The following is a 16649-nucleotide window of genomic DNA, read 5'->3' as shown; positions in this document are numbered from 1 at the left end:
CGATAGTGAGTTCGAATTCCATCTGATTTCATGGCGACAAGCCAGTCGGGATGATTTGCCTTGAACCATCCCGGCCGGCTATTCCCTCAAGATGAGCGAGGACGCCTATCTATTCATCGGACAAAGCGAGGTCACAGCGCAGCCATGATGGAAAGGAGTCGAAGCTGTTCACCATGCGACGACGTTTCCACCGGGCAATGATGATTGCGAGGAGAATCTCTCGAAAGCTAAATCGCGAGCAAAGCTCGCTCATGGATGTCGCCAGGCTCTCGCCGGCGTGCTGATTGTTCATGATCAATCGCGGTCAGAATTCTGAACCGCCCTTCTTTCAAACCTGAAGAGCGCAGCGCCGTGTCGCACGGACGTCGCCGTGCGCAGAGGCTGCGTGCGAAACGCGTGCCGTCTTCGGATGGTGAAGCTTGAAAGGTCTCGGATATGATCGAGGGGTAAGGAGCTTCGGAGGCCTATGCCAAAGAGGCGTTAGACGAAGAAATATCTGTCATTGCACGCCTCCATTGTTGGTTGGTTCCTGCACTACTCATAGCTGATTGAGAAAACGCAGGCAAGGGCACCATTCAGGTCTTCAACACCGCCATCGATGCTGATTTTCATCAAGAACCGATGAGGCCTCTTCATCGGTAATTGACCACGCCGAGAACATCGTCATAATAATTTTGCACACGTGCTCAATTTTGTCATTCGGCCGTTACGTTCAATCCCTAGAGCGGGATACGCCACGTTTTCGTGGGGTTTTCGGAACGGCCGTCACGCAACAGTGATGACCCGTCAAGAGGCCTCACACTGCTCTTCCAGGGAGACGAAGAAGATGACCATTTTGCCGACATTGAAATCCCTTGCCGTCGCAGCCGCCATCCTGGCTTCGACCACCGCAATTGCACTCGCCAAGGACGTTCACATCAGCGTCTGGGCCGGCGGTACCGGCCCGAACGACGTCTATCGCCTCGACGCCATCGAGATCGCAGCCCAGCAGTTGCAGCGTGAAGCCGCTCTCAAGGGCGAAGAGCTGAAAATCACCGTCGAAAAGAAGCCTTATTCGGCTTGGGAGGACTTCAAGCAGGCGCTGACCCTTGCCGCCGAAGCCAAGACCGCCCCGAATATCGTCGTCAGCGGCCATGAAGACATAGCGCCATGGTCACAGGCAGGCCTTATCGTTCCGATCGAGGATTATGTCGATCTCGACTCCTGGCCGCTCAGCGACATCTATGAAAACCTGTTGGAGATCGCCTCTTACAACGGCACCGTCTACGGTATCCCGCAGGATGCCGAATCCCGCCCGATGTTCTTCTGGAAGCCTTACATGAAGGCGATCGGTTACAGCGATGCCGATCTGGACGCGCTGCCGCAGAGCGTCCAGGACGGCAAGTACACCATGAAGAACCTGCTCGAAGACGCCAAGAAGATGCAGGACAAGGGCCTCGTCCAGGCCGGCTACGGTTTTTATCCGCGCACCAGCAACGGCCCTGATTACTGGCAGTTCTACACGAGCTTCGGCGGTACGATGGAAGAAGGCGGCAAGCTCGTTTTCGACAAGGCCGCGATGACCCGCACCTATCAGTTCTTCGCCGATGCCGTGAAGACCGGTGTTACCAAGAAGAACCACATCGGCATGCCGGGCGACCAGTGGTGGAAGGAAGTCGCCACCGGCAAGGCCGGCATCTGGGACGGCGGCACCTGGCACTATGCCCGCCTCGTCAACCAGGAAGGCCTGAAGGACTTCTTCGGCAACGTGATCTTCACGCTGATCCCCGCCGGCGAAGGCGGCAAGGCCAACACACTGACCCATCCGCTCGTCTACCTTCTGACCGCAGGTCATAACCAGGAAGACACCGAGATCGCCGCCCAACTAGTCAAGATCGCCTCCGAGCCGCGCACCAACGCTCTGCATGCGGTCAAATCAGCCCATCTCGGCATCTCCAAGTCGGAGTCCACCGTCGACTTCTACTCGGCCGACCGCTGGACCCGCGAAGCCACCGAGCGCCTGCTGCCGCATGCAAATGCGATGCCGAACAATTCCGATTTCGGCAAATATTGGAACATCATGTGGAAGAACCTCGAAGCATCCTGGACCGGCGCCAAGACCGTAGACGCCGCGGTCGGTGATGCCGAGAGCGAGTTGAAGAGCACGCTCGGCGACAAGATCGTCATCCGCTAAGATCGAAGCACTCTTCCGGGCGGCGGGAGCGCTGCCCGGTCGGTCCGCGAGGAGGCTTCCATGAAATCGTCCAGAACGCTCGGACTGGTGATGATCGCGCCTGCGGCGATCATGATCGTTCTTTTCTTCCTGATGCCGGTCGTTCTGACGGCGGTCTTTTCGATGACCAGCATGACGACGGCGACCGGAATTTCCGGCGGTGTCTACCAGATCGCGCCCAATTCTTTGATCGCGCTGAAATCGGCGATGCCAGACATCGCAGCCGAGATGGCTGAACCGCGCTACACGATCGACGATGCAGGCCTCAAGGCCGTCGAGGGCCTCGGGCTTGCGCCGGGGATTGCCGCGGAATTGCGCGCCAAACATACAGGTGAGGTCTTCCCGACACGCCGCGACGTCGAGCGCATGATCAAGGATCTTGCCGAGCGACCTTCGACACGCGAGGTCAAGCAGATCTCCGAACAGTTCAACCGCTCCGTCCTCAACACCCGTTTCGACAGCAAGGAGCAGCTGTTTTCGGCGCTGGACAGTCTGGGGTTCAAGCTGACGCCGGAGCAGAAGCAAACCGTCGCCAGGGTCACCTATACCGGCTGGACCTGGACGACCGACAATTTCTCACGCATGGCCACCTCACCCGACATGGCGCGTGTACTTTTCAATACCGTGCTCTACGTCGCGCTGGTGCTGATGCTCTTCAATGTCGGTTATGCGCTATTGCTCGCCATCTTGACGCATTACATGCCGCCAACGCCTGCCTCGATCTTCCGCGGCATCTGGCTCCTGCCGCGCATCACGCCCGTCGTCATCTACGTCATGCTGTGGAAGTGGCTCGCCTGGGACAGCGGATTCATCTCTATCCTGATGGGCAAGTTCGGCTATCCGCCGAAGAACTACCTGCTCGACAACGCCTATAACGCCTGGCTCTTCGTCGTGCTGATCAACGGCTTCATCGGCGCCTCGATGGGCATGCTGGTGTTCTCCTCGGCGATGAAGGCCATTCCGAAAAGCCAGTTCTATGCGAGCGAGGTCGACGGCGCCTCCCGCTGGCAGCAGATCCGCTACATCATCCTGCCGCAGATGCGCTGGCCAATCCTTTTCGTCACCTGCTATCAGACGCTGTCGCTGCTTGCCTCCTTCAATGAAATCCTGCTCGCGACTAATGGCGGACCGGGCAATGCGACCGAGGTCTGGGCACTGTCAGCCTATCACACTGCGCTGAGGAACTATGCCGGCAACCTGGAATACGGGTTGGGTGCCGCCATGGCATTGGTGCTCGTCGTCATCGGTGTGATGCTGTCGCTCCTCTATCTGCGCGTCTTCAACTACGGCACGCTTGTCGCCAAGCCCTTGATCGAGGACTGACCATGGCCGAACGATCGCAGCCCTCGGCAAATTACCGCAGCTGGCCTGTCATGACGGCACTGACTGTCGTCAGCCTGCCGCTGCTCCTGATGTATCTCTATCTCTTCCTCGACACGGTGACCGTGAAACAGGCGAATGCGCTGCTACCCTCAGGCTTGACGCTCAATCATTGGCGCTTCCTGTGGCAGACGACGGAGGGAAAGGCGAATATCTGGCAGGTGACTTTGAATACGCTGCTCTTTGCGGCCTGCACCACCAGCGTCGTGCTCATCGTCTCGTCAATGGCGGGCTATGTTCTGTCACGGCTGAACGTGCCGGCACGCGGCTTCTTCCTTGCCGGCGTCATGGTGCTGCACGCCTTCCCGTCGGTGACGCTGATCATCGCCATCTTCATCGTGCTGCAGATGATCGGGCTCTACAATTCATTGATCGGCGTCATCCTGGTGAAGGCAGCGATCGACCTGCCGCTCGGCATCTGGCTGATGAAGGGCTTCTACGACACCGTGCCCTGGGAAATCGAAATGGCCGGCGTCGTCGACGGCGCCTCGCGTTTCCGCGTCTGGCGCAGCCTGGTGCTACCGCAGGTCAAGCCCGGCATCATGGCGCTCGGCCTGTTCTCCTTCCTCTCCGGATGGGGCGAATTCATCCTGCCGCAGGTGCTGGCGCCGGGCAATCAGGTTCAGGTGCTGTCGGTCTATCTCGCGGGCTTCCTCGCTGACGACAACAATTACGACTTCAACATGTTCAAGGCAGTCGGCCTCTTCTACCTCATCCCGGTGCTGATCGCTTACGCGCTTTTCAACAAATACCTCATGAACATCTACGGCGGCGGGAGCAAAGGCTGATGCGCATCCTCCTCGACAATTTTTCGAAGAGCTTCGGCTCCACCAAAGTCATCGAGAACATGCAGCTCGAAGTCGGCGACGGCGAGATGCTGGCGCTGCTCGGCCCTTCCGGCTGCGGCAAATCGACGACGCTTTTTGCGGTCTGCGGCATTCACCGGCCGACCGGCGGACGCATTCTCTTCGGCGACCGCGACGTCACCGACCTGCCGAGCCAGGCCCGCAATGTCGGCGTCGTCTTCCAGTCCTATGCACTCTATCCGCACATGACGGTTGCCGAGAACATCGGCTTTCCGTTGAAGGTGAAAGGCATGCCGGCAGCAGAGATCCGCAAGGAAGTCGACCGCATCGCCGCCCTCGTTCACATCGGCAACCTGATGGGCCGCAGGCCGGCCGAGCTTTCCGGCGGCCAGCAGCAGCGTGTGGCGCTCGCTCGCGCGCTGATCCGCAAGCCCGATGTGCTGCTGCTCGACGAGCCGCTCGCCAATCTCGACGCCAAGCTGCGCCTCGAAATGCGATCGGAAATTCGCCGCCTGCAACGCGAAACCGGCATCACCGCCATTCTCGTCACCCACGACCAGGTCGAGGCGATGAGCATGTGCGACCGCATCGCCATCATGAAGGAAGGCGAGATCGTCCAGATCGCCACGCCGGCCGAAATGTACAATGATCCGAAGACCGCATTCGTTGCCGGCTTTCTCGGCAATCCGCCGATCACCTTCCTGCGCGGCGTCGTGGACAAGGGCGCCTTCACAATCCCGCAAAGCGAAATCCGCGTGCCGCTGCCCGATACCGTCGGTGCCGCCGAAGGTACCAAGCTGATGCTCGGCGTCCGGCCGGAGCATTTTACGCCGGCAGGCGACATCGCCGTGCCGGGCAAGGTCACCTTTGCCGAAACGCAGGGCCGCGAGAACCTCTACGACGTGGCTCTTGCCGGCGGACCGCTGCTGCGCTCCATCCAGCCGGTGCGCAATGATATTCATGTCGGCGACGATGTCCGCTGGGCGATCGACAGCCGCGGCGTATTCGTCTTCGACGAAAATGGCAGGAGGCTGTGATGACCCGCGATTTCTCGGCATTTTTCCAGCGTTACGGCTGGCCATCGGGCAAGGGCCGGCTTCCCTTCTGCATCGGCCATCGCGGCGCCAGCGGCCATGAACGAGAGAACACGATCGCTGCTTTCCGCCGCGCCGCCGAACTCGGCGCTGAGATGTGGGAGCTCGACACGCAACTGACCAAGGACGGCGTGGTCGTCGTCTCGCATGACGATCACCTCGAGCGCGTCTTCGGCATCGACCGGCGCATTTCCGAGATGACGGCGGCAGAGCTCGCCGGTCTCGACGGCGTCGACGTGCCGAGTTTTTCGGAGGTGGCCGCGCTCGGCCGCGAGACCGGGACCGGTCTCTATGTCGAGCTCAAGGCGCGAGGGACCGGCATGCGCTGCTGGCAGCACCTTGCCGAGATGAACCAGCGTTTCGCCTGTCTCGGCTCCTTCGACACGGCACAGGTGCGTGAACTTAGCGACGCGGCCTGCGATTTTCCGCTTTCGGTGCTGATCCGCGTCGGCCACGATCCGCACGCGCTCGGCGACGAGGCCGGCGCCGATATCCTGCATCTGTGTTGGGAGAGGGCAGGCGAACGTCCGCAGGATCTGGTGACCGACGCGCTAATGCGCCGCGCCTTCGATGCGGGCCGCGAGATCGTGCTCTGGCACGAGGAACGGCCGGCCGTTCTCGATGACCTCATGAAGCTTCCGGTTCTTGGCATCTGCACGGATCTGCCCGATCTGATGCGGCCGTCGGCAGTCAAGGAAAAAGCAGTTGGCAGACAGGGATAAGGGACCGCGCAAGGTAACCTCCTTCGACGTGGCGCGTGTGGCCGGCGTCTCGCGCGCCGCCGTGTCGCGCGCCTTCACGCAGGATGCCAGCGTCTCGCCGAAGACGCGCGAGAAGGTCTATCAGGCCGCCAAGGAGCTTGGCTACCGCGTGAATTATCTTGCCCGAAGCCTGACCAACAAACGCTCCGATCTCGTCGGCGTCGTCGCCGCCGGCCTCGACAATCCGTTCCGCACGCTGCAGATCGAGCATCTGGCAAGAATGCTGCTCGCCCGCAATTTCCGCCCCATCCTGCTGCCGACCTCGCCGGAGGCGGATACTTCGACGGTCATCGGCCAGCTGCTGCATTACGCCGTCTCAGGCGTCATCGTCACCTCGGACGCGCCGCCGACCGAGATTTGCGAGCAATGTGCGGCCGAAGGCGTACCAATCGTGCTGATCAACAAGGGCAACGATATCCCCTTCGTCGACCGCATCATTTCTGACGACCGCATGGCCGGCCATCTCGCCGCCACCCACCTGATCGACAGCGGCGTGCGAAAGCCCGCCGTGATGGCCGCCCCTGCCATATCCTATACGGCGCGGAGGCGCAGCGAGGCCTTCATCGCACGCTGCAAGCAGCTCGGCGTCGAGGCGCAGTTCCTACAGGTCAGGATCAACGACTACCGGAGCGGCTATGATGCGGCAGCCGAACTTGCCGCATCCGGCATCGACGGGCTGTTCTGCGCCAACGACTACATGGCCTGCGGCGTGGTTGACCGCATTATGCAGGGCCGCGGCCGCGATGATGCGCCGCCGATGCCCATCATCGGTCATGACGACATTCCCCAGGCGAGCTGGACCGCTTACGACCTCACCACCATCCGTCAGCCCTGCGACGTCCAGGCCGAAAAGACGATCGACCTGCTGATCAGCCGGATGGCTGAGCCTGACCTGACGGCGCGTGTCGAATTCACGCCGGTGACACTGATCAAAAGAAGGACTGCCTGATGAACTCCGCATTCGACGCCGCTGCCATCCGCGCACGGGCGGAGGTCGCCATGTCAGTTGCCCTCGAGATCGGCCGGGAAACGGCCCGGTTTCGGCACGACTCTGACCTCGGCTCGCTTGCCGTCGAGAACAAGGGATTGCAGGATTTCGTGACCATTGCCGACAGGAGGGCCGAGCAGGCGATCCGCGAGGGGCTGCTCTCGCGCTTTCCGGATGACACGTTCATGGGCGAAGAAAGCGGCGGACGATCGGGCGAGGGCGGCACCTGGGTCGTCGATCCGATCGACGGCACAACCAACTATATCAGAGGCTTCCGACACTGGGGCGTCTCTATCGCCTTCGTCGTCGGTGGCAAGGTCGAGATCGGCGTGGTCTACGACGCGGCCGAAGACAAGGTCTTTCACGCCGTCCGCGGCGGCGGCGCCTTCAAGGATGGTCTCCCGGTGCATGCGGCTGCGACTGTCGATCCGGCCAATGCGCTTGTCATTCTCGGTCATTCCCGCAAGACGAGCTTCGACGATCATCTCGCGCTCTCGCGGCGACTCCACGAACGTGGCATGGATTATCGCCGCACGGGCGCGGCCGCCATCGACCTCGTTCGCGTCGCCGAGGGTGCCGCCGATCTCTACTATGAACGCCACCTCAATGCCTGGGACATGCTTGCCGGCGCGCTGATCGCCGAGGAAGCAGGCGCGATGGTGGCCATGCCCCCAGTCGATAATTTGCTTATGAACGGCGGACCTGTCATTGCCTACTCGCCGGGGCTTACCGGCGAGTTTGCCTTCATCCTCGACATTGAAGGGTTGGCGGCGGCTCCCGGCTAATCCGTCATCCGCTGGCGCCAGGCACGTTCTGTTGCCGGTGCCTCGTCAGTCGTGATCTGATCCGGCCTGAGCGCCATCAGCGCCGAGATATTCAGCCATTCCTCTTCGCTGAAGCCGGCCTCCGGATCCTTCAGGGTGAAAGTCCAGGCATCGACACGTTTGCCTTCGTCCTGGCAGAGCGCGATCATATCCAGCCCCGCCTTGGCGGCATCGAGGATCAGCGGCCAGTGGAGGTAGATTGTGTCCGGTTCGGTCGGGCCGCGCAGGTCAGCGCGCAGTTCCGTCTCGACCGCCTTCCAGCCGTTGGCCATCCTGATATCGTAGAGCTTGTTGGTCGGATCGATGCCGCGCAGGAGATGGGGAAGCTTCTCCTTGACCGCGACGATGAGGTCGAGACTGTCGCCGCTGACGATTACCGAGGCGGCGATATCCCGGAAATGCGTGGCCAGATGCGCGACGCCCCTGGCGCCGATCGCTTCAAAGTCGTCCTTCATGTCGAATTGCAGCAATGCGGCTGGATGTGTCGATTGCATCATGGCGGCCAGATCCTCGCTGAGAATCAGCGGCCGGTCGCCCTCTCGCATCCTGATATCGCTGAGGTCACTGACGCTCTTTTCGGCGACCGGTCCATGACCCGTCGTTTCGCCTTCGAGTTCCTTGTCGTGCAGCACGACGAAACCGCCGTCGGCACGGGCGCGCAGATCGAGCTCCATTGAGGCGCCCGCGGCAAAGCCCTCCGCCATCACTTCGGCGGAAAACAGCGGGTCGGAAAACCGCTTGCGCAACCGGTGCCATTTCAGGCGAGTGCGATGCCCTTCATGCGAAATCTCCAAGCCCTGCACATCCAGCAATCTCGTCATCTGCACCAAGTCTCCGCGATGCCACTTTCCTGCCTTGACGAGCCGTGATTATCAAGGGCCGAATATGGATTTCATCGACTATAGGCTGCCGATATCGCCTCCGAAGCGGCTGCTATATCCGCGGGGTGGCCGGACTGCCTGAGGGCGGCGCCATACGCCACGACATTCGAGAGCACCGTCTGGAATGCGGCGCGCGGCCCAGTATGGTTCAGCCGCACGAGACGGGCCGGTGCTGTTCCGACGCCTTCGCTCAGCTCGACCCCGAGCTGCCCGGCGGTTGCGATCAACGCGGCAGGCTCCAGCGTCTGCGGCACCGGCACGGCCGTCATCAGGTTCGACGCCTTGGCTGCCGGCACCCAGGCCGGGGCTCCGAGCGCGGCAAGCCCCGCCCGTGTCGCCGATGCCGCAAGCGCATGACGGGCGACGATATTCTCCATGCCATCGGCCTCGATCCGGTCGAGCGCCGTCTCCAGCGCGAAGAATTCCAGCGGCGCCGGTGTTCCCGGCAGGCTACGCCGGCCGCCGTCGATCCAGTTCTTCAGATCGGCCAAAGACAAGATCGACTCGCGCGGGGCGCCGTCTCTGAGGATCAGATCCCAGGCGCGGCGGCTGACCGAAATTGCGGACAGGCCGGCCGGGCCGCCGAGCGCCTTCTGTGGCCCGATCACCGCGATGTCGATGCCGAGATCGCCGACGTCGAACTGATGGCCGCCGACCGAGGCGACCGCATCGACGACGGTGACGATGTTGCGCGCCCGGGCAAGCGCCAGAATCTCGGGCAGGGGGTTGAGAATGCCGCTTGCGGATTCGGCATGAACAAGGGCCAGCACCTTGATGTGAGGACCGGCGTCGAGCGCTTTTGCGACTGCTTCGATCTCGATCGGCAGGCCCGGCTCGGCGACAACATCCTCTACCGTCGCGCCACCCCGCCGCAGCCATTGCCCGAACCAGCCGCCATAGGGGCTGGTGATGATATTGAGTGCCGTCAGGCCGGGGCGCGCGAGGCTGACCGCCGCCGCCTCCAGCGCCACCACCGCCTCGGCCTGCACCAGCAACATGTCGTTGCGGCTGCGCAAGATACCGCCGATCCTGTCGGCAAGAATGGCATAGCGCTCCGCGGGATAGGAGGGCACGCCATGCAGGGGATTCCAACCAAGATCGGACATGGATACTTCCTTCAGCAAGGATCGGTCACGAGACGGGGGACGGCGGCAACGAGTGCGCGGGCGGCCTCGGATTGCGGCGCGGCAACGACTGCCGCTGCCGGGCCGGTCTCGACGATCCGTCCGCCATCCATAACGGCGATGCGGTGGGAGACGGCGCGCACCACGGCAAGATCGTGCGAAATGAACAGACAGGCAATGCCCTGTTCCTTCTGCAGATCGACCAGAAGCTCCAGGATCCTGCCACGCACGGTCACATCGAGCGCCGAGACCGCCTCGTCGAGCACCAGCAACGAGGGCCGTGTCGCAATCGCACGCGCAATCGCCACACGCTGCCGCTGGCCGCCGGAGAGTGCCCGCACCGGACGGGAGGCATGATCTGCGGTGAGGCCGACACGCTCGAGCAGTTCGACGATCTCGCCGGGGCGCCGGTCTTTTGCGACGCCGTGTATGCGAAGCGGATCATCGAGCACTGTACCGACGCTCGCCAGCGGATTGAAGGCGGCGAGCGGATCCTGAAACACCATCTGCATACGCGCCCGCCGGCGGCGCAAAGGCGCGCCATTCAGCGCGAGCCAGTCTGCCCCCTCGAAACGGATCGAGCCGGCATCGGCAGAGAGAAGCCGCAGCAGGATGCGCGACAATGTCGATTTTCCACTGCCCGAGGCGCCGACGAGACCGAGCGTCTCCCCGGCCGCGATGGTGAGCGACACATTATCGAGAGCAGCAATCCGGCGTCCCGCAGAAGAAAAACCTTTCGACAGGTTTTCGATGAAAAGGAGCACATCGTTCATGGCAGCACCCCCGCGATCAGCGGTGGCGTCGCGAGGTCGCGATGGCTGGCGATAAGGGCGGCGGTATGATCGCTCTCAGGCGCCGAAAGCACCGAACGGACGGGACCAGCCTCGACCAGCTTCGCATTGCGGAAAACGGCGATGCGATCGACAAAGCCCGAGGCCAGCGCGATGTCGTGGGTGATGAAGAGCAGCGTCATGCCGTCCTCGCGCACCAGCCCGTCGAGCAGGCGGACGATCTCGGCCTGGACGACCACGTCGAGCGCGCTGGTCGCCTCGTCGGCGATCAGCAGCGCAGGTCTCGCGGCGATGGCAGCCGCAATCGCCACGCGTTGGCGCTGGCCGCCGGATAGCTGATGCGGAAAGGCCCGCATCGCCCTGTCCGGCTGCGGCATTCTCACCCGCTCGAGCAATTCCTCAGCCCTGATATAGGCCTGTTTCCAACTGAGGCCGAGATGGCGTCTGGCGCCCTCGGCGATCTGCTCGCCGATCGTCAGGACGGGATTGAGGCTGGAGCCCGGATCCTGGAAGACGAAGCCGAAATCGCGGCCTGGGCGGGGCGGATGGCCAAGGCTGGGCCAGAACATCTCACCGCCGACCTTCGTTCCTTCCGGCAACAGACCGGCAAGCGCCCGGGCAAGCGTGCTCTTGCCGGAGCCGCTTTCGCCGATGATCGCCAGCCTTTCGCCGCCGGCGATATCGAGATCGATGCCGTCGAGGGCTGCGCTGTTCCTGCCGCGCCCGTAAGTGACCGAAAGCTGCCGCAGGCTGCAGAAGATGCCGCTCATGCCGCCCTCGCACCGTCATTGCCAAGCGCCTTGCCGAGACCCTCGCTGAAGAGATGGACGCCGAGCACGGTTACGGCGAGGGCAGCGCCCGGTATGACCGAGAGATAGGATGCCGAACGCAGCACGCTGCGACCCTCGGCGATCATCGAACCCCAGGTGGCGATATTGGGATTGCCGAGGCCGAGGAAGGACAGCGCCGCCTCGGTGAGGATCGCACCGGCGACGATGGTGGCGGAAAGCGCCAGCACCGGCGGCAGCGCGTTCGGCAGGATTTCCCGGAAGGCGATCTCGGCCGGATGCATGCCGATTACCCTTGCCGAGGCGACGTAATCCTGCTCGCGGATCGCAAGCACCTGCGCCCTCGTCAGCCGCGCCGGATCGGCCCAGGCACCGAGTGCGATGGCAAGGACAACAATGGGCGTCGACACTCCGATGGTGCTGACGAAGGCAAGGGCGAGCAAGAAAGCCGGCACGATCTGGAACGCGTCGACCACTCGCATCAGCGCCTCGTCGACGGGCCCGCCGGCAAAACCGGCCGCAAGGCCGACGCAGAGCCCAAGCACCATGGCCGCAAACGCTGCCGCCAGGCCGACGGCAAGCGAGGTTCTGGCACCATAGAGCAGGCCCGCCAGCACGTCGCGGCCGAGACGGTCGGTGCCGAGCGGAAAACCCGGATCGGTGAACGGCGCCAGCAGGGCGCGGCCGGCAATTTTCAGCGGATCGCCCGGCGAAATAACGGGAGCGAACAGCCCGGCCAAAAGCAGGACGAGAAGGATCGCAAGTCCGGCCGCACCTTCCGGCGTGCGTAGCAGGCGCCGCAGCCAGGTCATGCGCCGCCCTCCGATGCGCCGATGCGCGGGTCGAGTGCGGCATAAACGAGATCGACGAGAAAATTGACCGAGATGACCAGGACGGCGCTGGTGACGATGATGCCCATCAACAACGGCGCGTCGCGGCCGTTGACCGCCTCCTGCGCCAGCCGCCCGAAACCCGGGATTGCAAAGATGCTCTCGATCACCACGCTGCCGCCGAGCATGGCCGCCGATTGCAGCCCGAGCATGGTGACGAGCGGCAGCAGCGCATTGCGCGCGACATGGCGCAGCACGATCCGGCTGCGCGACAGACCCTTAGCCCGGGCGAAGAGCACGAAATCGAGCTTCCAGGCCTCGGCCATGCCGCTGCGCATCACCCGCAGGAACAAGGCGAGATAGATCAGCGCCAGCGCGCCGACAGGCAGAACCAGATGATCGGCGATATCGAGCGCGCGCGAAAATCCTGTCTTGCCGGAAGCGATCGTCTCGACGCCGGCGATCGGAAACCAGCGCAGTTTCACCGAAAAGGCGATACTCAGCACCAGGCCGAGCCAGAAGCTCGGAATGGCATAGACGATCAGCGAGCCGATCGACAGCAGCCGGTCACGCAGACCGCCCGGCCGCGCTCCGGCAAGGATGCCGAGCGCCGAGCCGAGGCCAAAGGACAGCGCCGTCGCGCTGCCCATCAGCAGCAGCGTATTGGGCAGGCGTTCGGCAATGAGCGCACCGACCGGCCGGCCGAAGGCGACCGACCAGCCGAGATCGAGGCGTGCGAGTGAGGAAAGATAGAGCCAGAGGCGCGCGAACATCGATTGGTCGAGGCCGTAGCTCTCGCGCAGCGACTGCCTGAGTGCGGCATCGCCGCCGCCGATCGAGCCGAGATAGGCGTCGACAGCATCGCCCGAGGCGGATTCAAGCAGGAAAAAGGTGAAGATCACCACGATCAGCAGCACTGGAATGCTGCTGATCGCCCTGCGCCTCAGGAGGATGATTGCACGTCTCACGCCGGACAGGGCCTCTGGAAGAGAATTGCCGTCGATCCTATCACGATTGCAGCGCCGTATCGCCCCAGTTCGAGACGGCCCAGCGCGGATTGTCCGCGACGTTGAGCACGCTGTCGCGCGCGACGGTGATGAAACCCCATTCCGCGACGTTGATCAGCGGCAGATCGGCGACGACGAGCTGCTGGAACTTGCGGTAGAGATCGGTGCGCGCCGCCGTGTCGACAGTCTCCGAGGCCTCCTTGATGATCTTGTCGAGCTCCGGATTGACGTAGCCGCCCTGATTGGAGAAGGGCACGCCGGCTGGCGTCCCGGACTGGACGAGAATGGTGGTGGAGATCGCCGGATCACCGCGAAAGACCGGCGGACCGACGGCGAGGTCGAAGTCGTGGTCGGTATAAACAGCCTTCTGGTGCGCGGCCGCATCGGCATTGACGATCTCCGCATTGATTCCGATGACGGCGAGCGCCTGGCGAAGGTAATCGCCGAACTGCCGGGTCTCGTTGAAATAGGGCGCGGGGCGCAGTTTCAGCGTAAAGCGGTTGCCATCCGGTCCTTGCTTGTATCCTGCCTTGTCGAGAAGGTCGTTGGCGGCCGCAGGGTCGAACGCATAGGTCGCGACATCGGGTGTATAGAACTCCGGCGCATTCTTCGGCACCGGGCCGGTCGAGGCGGCGGCATAACCGAGGAAGATGGTGTCGACCACGAATTTCTTGTCGATCGCCTGCGCGATCGCCTGACGGACCCTGAGATCGGCCAATTCCTTGCGACGATGATTGATCTCGACGACGAGCTGATAGGTCAAAGCCTCATAACCCTTCGAGATCACCTTGATGCCGTCGGCCTTGGAGATGCGGTCGAGATCGGCGAGCGGCACCGCGGAGAAGGCGGCAAGCTGGATTTCCTCTGCTTCGAGTGCTGCACCCGCCGACTCGCGATCGGGCAGCACCCGGAAGACAATCTCGTCGAGTTTCGGCTGCTCCTTGTTCCAATAGTTTTCATTGCGCGTCAGCCGGTAATATTCGCCGGGCTTGTGTTCGGCGAATCTGAACGGGCCGGTGCCGACAAGCGTGTTGTTGGCCGGATTGGTGGCGATATCGGTACCGTCGAAGATGTGCTTGGCAACGACGCTGGTGACGACAGGCAGTGCGTTGCGGATCAGCTGGAACGGCGTCGGCTTGGAGAAGCGGAAGATGGCGGTGTAATCATCGGGCGTATCAACGGCTTCGAGATTGGCGAAAACCAGGCGGCCGAGATTCTGCAGCGGCTTCCAGATGTTGAGTGCCGAGAAGGCGACGTCGACCGAGGTGAACAGCTTGCCATCGTGCCAGGTAACGCCGTCGCGGAGCTTGAAGGTGACAGAGAGGCCATCGGCCGAGCCTTCCCAGGAGGTGGCGAGGCGCGGTGAAAGCCCATCCTTGCCGTCGAACGACGCTTCGGCGAGCGGCTCGATCACCTTGCTTGCGACGAAGAAGACGCCGTTCGAGGCGACGATCGCGGGATTGAGGTTCTTCGGCTCGGAATCGGCCGCAACGATCAGCCGGCCGCCCGAGGTGGTCTGCGCGGTCTGCGCAAGCGCCTGCCGCGCGAGCGCCGTCGAGGCAAGCAGCAGAGCAGTGCCCTTCATCAGCGTGCGCCGCGAGATGGATGATACGGTCATGAGCCCTCCTGATCGGTGAACAATTCGCCGCATTATATTCGCGGCGAAAAGATCATAGCGACAGATATTAAATTCGAATGCGCCGGCCGGGCGAGATATTTTTCTACCCTGTGCACATCAGCCTGGGCACGCCGTGCCGGTCAGCCGCCGGCGGCAAGCCTGACCGGTGCTCCTGCCAGATTACGATAGGTAGCACCCGGATGCGGGGCGACGAGCCGCGGCCCCGCTCGCCCGAGTTTCTCCCGTAGCGTTCCCCTGGCGTAGTCGGTCTTGTAGACGCCGCGCTTTTGCAGTTCCGGCACCAGCAGATCGACGGTATCCTCGAAGCTCTCGGGCGTCACGGCATAGGCAAGGTTGAAGCCGTCGACATCGGTGTCCTCGATCCATTCCTGCATCAGATCGGCGACCGTCTGCGGCGAGCCGACGAAAACAGGGCCGAAACCGCCGACGCCGACCCAGTCGGCCATTTCGCGCACCGTCCATTCCTTGGTAGGATCGATGGTCGTGAAGGTCTCGACGGCCGATTGCACCGCATTGGTATGGCGGTGGCGCAGCACCTCGTCCGGCCCGAACTGCCCGAAATCGATGCCGGTCCAGCCGGAAATCAGCGTCAGCGCGCCCTCGAAGGAGGCGTATTTGCGGTATTCGTTGAACTTCCGCTGCGCCTCAGCATCGGTTTCGCCGAGGATCACGGTCTGCAGGTTGAAGGCAAGGATTTCACGCGGGTTGCGGCCGACGCGTTCGGCCGCCTCGCGGACATTGGCGACGTAACGCTTCAGCACAGGCTTCGACGGGGATGCGACGAAGATGCACTCGGCATGGGCGCCGGCGAAATCCTTGCCGCGGCTGGAGGCGCCGGCCTGGTAGAGCACTGGCGTGCGCTGCGGCGAGGGTTCGCTCAAGTGAATGCCGGGCACGTTGAAATGCTTGCCGGAATGGCGGATCGGGTGGACCTTGTTAGGATGGGTGAAGATACCGCTTTCCCGGTCGCGGACGACGGCGCCATCCTCCCAGCTTCCCTCCCAGAGCTTGTAGCAGACCTCGAGATATTCCTCGGCAAGATCGTAGCGGTCATCATGCTTCGTCTGCGCCGGCTGGCCGATATTGAGCGCACCGCTGTTGAGATAGGAGGTGACGATATTCCAGCCGACGCGCCCCCTGGTCAGGTGGTCGAGCGTCGAGATGCGGCGGGCGAAAGTGTAGGGATGCTCGAAGGAGAGCGATGCCGTCAGCCCGAAGCCGAGATGCTCGGTCTCGTAGGCCATGGTGGGGATGAGCTGCAGCGGATCGTTGACCGGCACCTGCGCCGAATGGCGAAGTGCAGCATCGACATTGCCGTTCAGCACATCGTAGACGCCGAGCACGTCGGCGATGAACAGCCCGTCGAACCTGCCGCGCTCCAGCGTCTTTGCCAGATGCACCCAGTAGTCGAGATCCTTGTAGGTCCAGGATTTGTCGCGCGGGTGGCGCCAGAGCCCCGGTGACTGGTGTCCGACGCAATTCATGTCGAAGGCGTTCAGCCTGATTTCGCGGGTCATGGTTTTC

15 protein-coding genes are annotated in these 16649 nt (G+C 62.8%); 7 read left to right on the top strand and 8 right to left on the bottom strand.

The window, feature by feature from the left end:
* The first annotated feature begins 826 nt into the window (after positions 1-826).
* Genes G9X64_RS08875 through G9X64_RS08845 form a run of 7 tightly spaced genes read left to right on the top strand, consistent with a single transcriptional unit; the run spans position 827 to position 8026 of the window.
* Positions 827-2173: an extracellular solute-binding protein gene (locus G9X64_RS08875; RefSeq protein ID WP_171376418.1), complete on the top strand. Its 1347-nt coding sequence runs from the start codon at positions 827-829 to the stop codon at positions 2171-2173.
* Between the two features lie 60 nt (positions 2174-2233).
* Positions 2234-3535 carry a carbohydrate ABC transporter permease gene (locus G9X64_RS08870; RefSeq protein ID WP_168307793.1) on the top strand — a complete coding sequence of 434 codons (1302 nt, stop codon included), beginning with the start codon at positions 2234-2236 and terminating at the stop codon, positions 3533-3535.
* Between the two features lie 2 nt (positions 3536-3537).
* On the top strand, positions 3538-4380 hold the full coding sequence (locus tag G9X64_RS08865) for a carbohydrate ABC transporter permease (protein WP_171376417.1): 843 nt from the start codon (positions 3538-3540) through the stop codon (positions 4378-4380).
* Positions 4380-5435: an ABC transporter ATP-binding protein gene (locus G9X64_RS08860; RefSeq protein ID WP_168307791.1), complete on the top strand. Its 1056-nt coding sequence runs from the start codon at positions 4380-4382 to the stop codon at positions 5433-5435. Before G9X64_RS08865 ends, G9X64_RS08860 begins: the two co-directional genes overlap by 1 nt.
* Positions 5435-6214, top strand: a complete 780-nt coding sequence (locus G9X64_RS08855; RefSeq protein ID WP_168316121.1) for a glycerophosphodiester phosphodiesterase — start codon at positions 5435-5437, stop codon at positions 6212-6214. Before G9X64_RS08860 ends, G9X64_RS08855 begins: the two co-directional genes overlap by 1 nt.
* Positions 6198-7202: a LacI family DNA-binding transcriptional regulator gene (locus G9X64_RS08850; protein ID WP_171376416.1), complete on the top strand. Its 1005-nt coding sequence runs from the start codon at positions 6198-6200 to the stop codon at positions 7200-7202. The genes G9X64_RS08855 and G9X64_RS08850 overlap by 17 nt, the downstream gene beginning before the upstream one ends.
* Positions 7202-8026 (top strand): inositol monophosphatase family protein, encoded by an 825-nt coding sequence (locus G9X64_RS08845; protein ID WP_168316123.1) that lies wholly within the window; start codon positions 7202-7204, stop codon positions 8024-8026. The genes G9X64_RS08850 and G9X64_RS08845 overlap by 1 nt, the downstream gene beginning before the upstream one ends.
* Here the strand turns inward: G9X64_RS08845 and G9X64_RS08840 are convergent.
* The 8 genes from G9X64_RS08840 to G9X64_RS08805 all read right to left on the bottom strand — a co-directional run bounded on the left by G9X64_RS08840 (position 8023) and on the right by G9X64_RS08805 (position 16642).
* Positions 8023-8886, bottom strand: a complete 864-nt coding sequence (locus tag G9X64_RS08840; RefSeq protein ID WP_171376415.1) for a glycerophosphodiester phosphodiesterase — start codon at positions 8884-8886, stop codon at positions 8023-8025. The genes G9X64_RS08845 and G9X64_RS08840 overlap by 4 nt on opposite strands.
* Positions 8887-8957: 71 nt before the next feature.
* A complete protein-coding gene (locus tag G9X64_RS08835; RefSeq protein ID WP_168316125.1) occupies positions 8958-10052 on the bottom strand; it encodes a pyridoxal-phosphate-dependent aminotransferase family protein in 1095 nt (364 codons plus the stop codon).
* 11 nt (positions 10053-10063) lie between these two features.
* Positions 10064-10843, bottom strand: coding sequence for an ABC transporter ATP-binding protein (locus tag G9X64_RS08830; protein WP_171376414.1), 780 nt, complete (start codon positions 10841-10843; stop codon positions 10064-10066).
* Complete coding sequence (locus G9X64_RS08825) at positions 10840-11631, bottom strand: ABC transporter ATP-binding protein (protein WP_171376413.1); 792 nt, start codon at positions 11629-11631, stop codon at positions 10840-10842. Before G9X64_RS08825 ends, G9X64_RS08830 begins: the two co-directional genes overlap by 4 nt.
* On the bottom strand, positions 11628-12461 hold the full coding sequence (locus tag G9X64_RS08820; protein WP_171376412.1) for an ABC transporter permease: 834 nt from the start codon (positions 12459-12461) through the stop codon (positions 11628-11630). Before G9X64_RS08820 ends, G9X64_RS08825 begins: the two co-directional genes overlap by 4 nt.
* Positions 12458-13447: an ABC transporter permease gene (locus G9X64_RS08815; RefSeq protein WP_168316129.1), complete on the bottom strand. Its 990-nt coding sequence runs from the start codon at positions 13445-13447 to the stop codon at positions 12458-12460. Before G9X64_RS08815 ends, G9X64_RS08820 begins: the two co-directional genes overlap by 4 nt.
* A 40-nt stretch (positions 13448-13487) precedes the next feature.
* Entirely contained in the window at positions 13488-15104 is a 1617-nt protein-coding gene (locus G9X64_RS08810; RefSeq protein WP_171376411.1) for an ABC transporter substrate-binding protein, read from the bottom strand.
* Positions 15105-15244: 140 nt separating this feature from the next.
* Positions 15245-16642, bottom strand: coding sequence for an LLM class flavin-dependent oxidoreductase (locus G9X64_RS08805; RefSeq protein ID WP_171376410.1), 1398 nt, complete (start codon positions 16640-16642; stop codon positions 15245-15247).
* Positions 16643-16649 lie beyond the last annotated feature (7 nt).

The sequence above is a fragment of the Rhizobium sophorae genome (genome assembly GCF_013087515.1).
GTDB lineage: Bacteria > Pseudomonadota > Alphaproteobacteria > Rhizobiales > Rhizobiaceae > Rhizobium > Rhizobium sophorae.
This window is presented reverse-complemented; position numbering and strand designations above follow the sequence as displayed.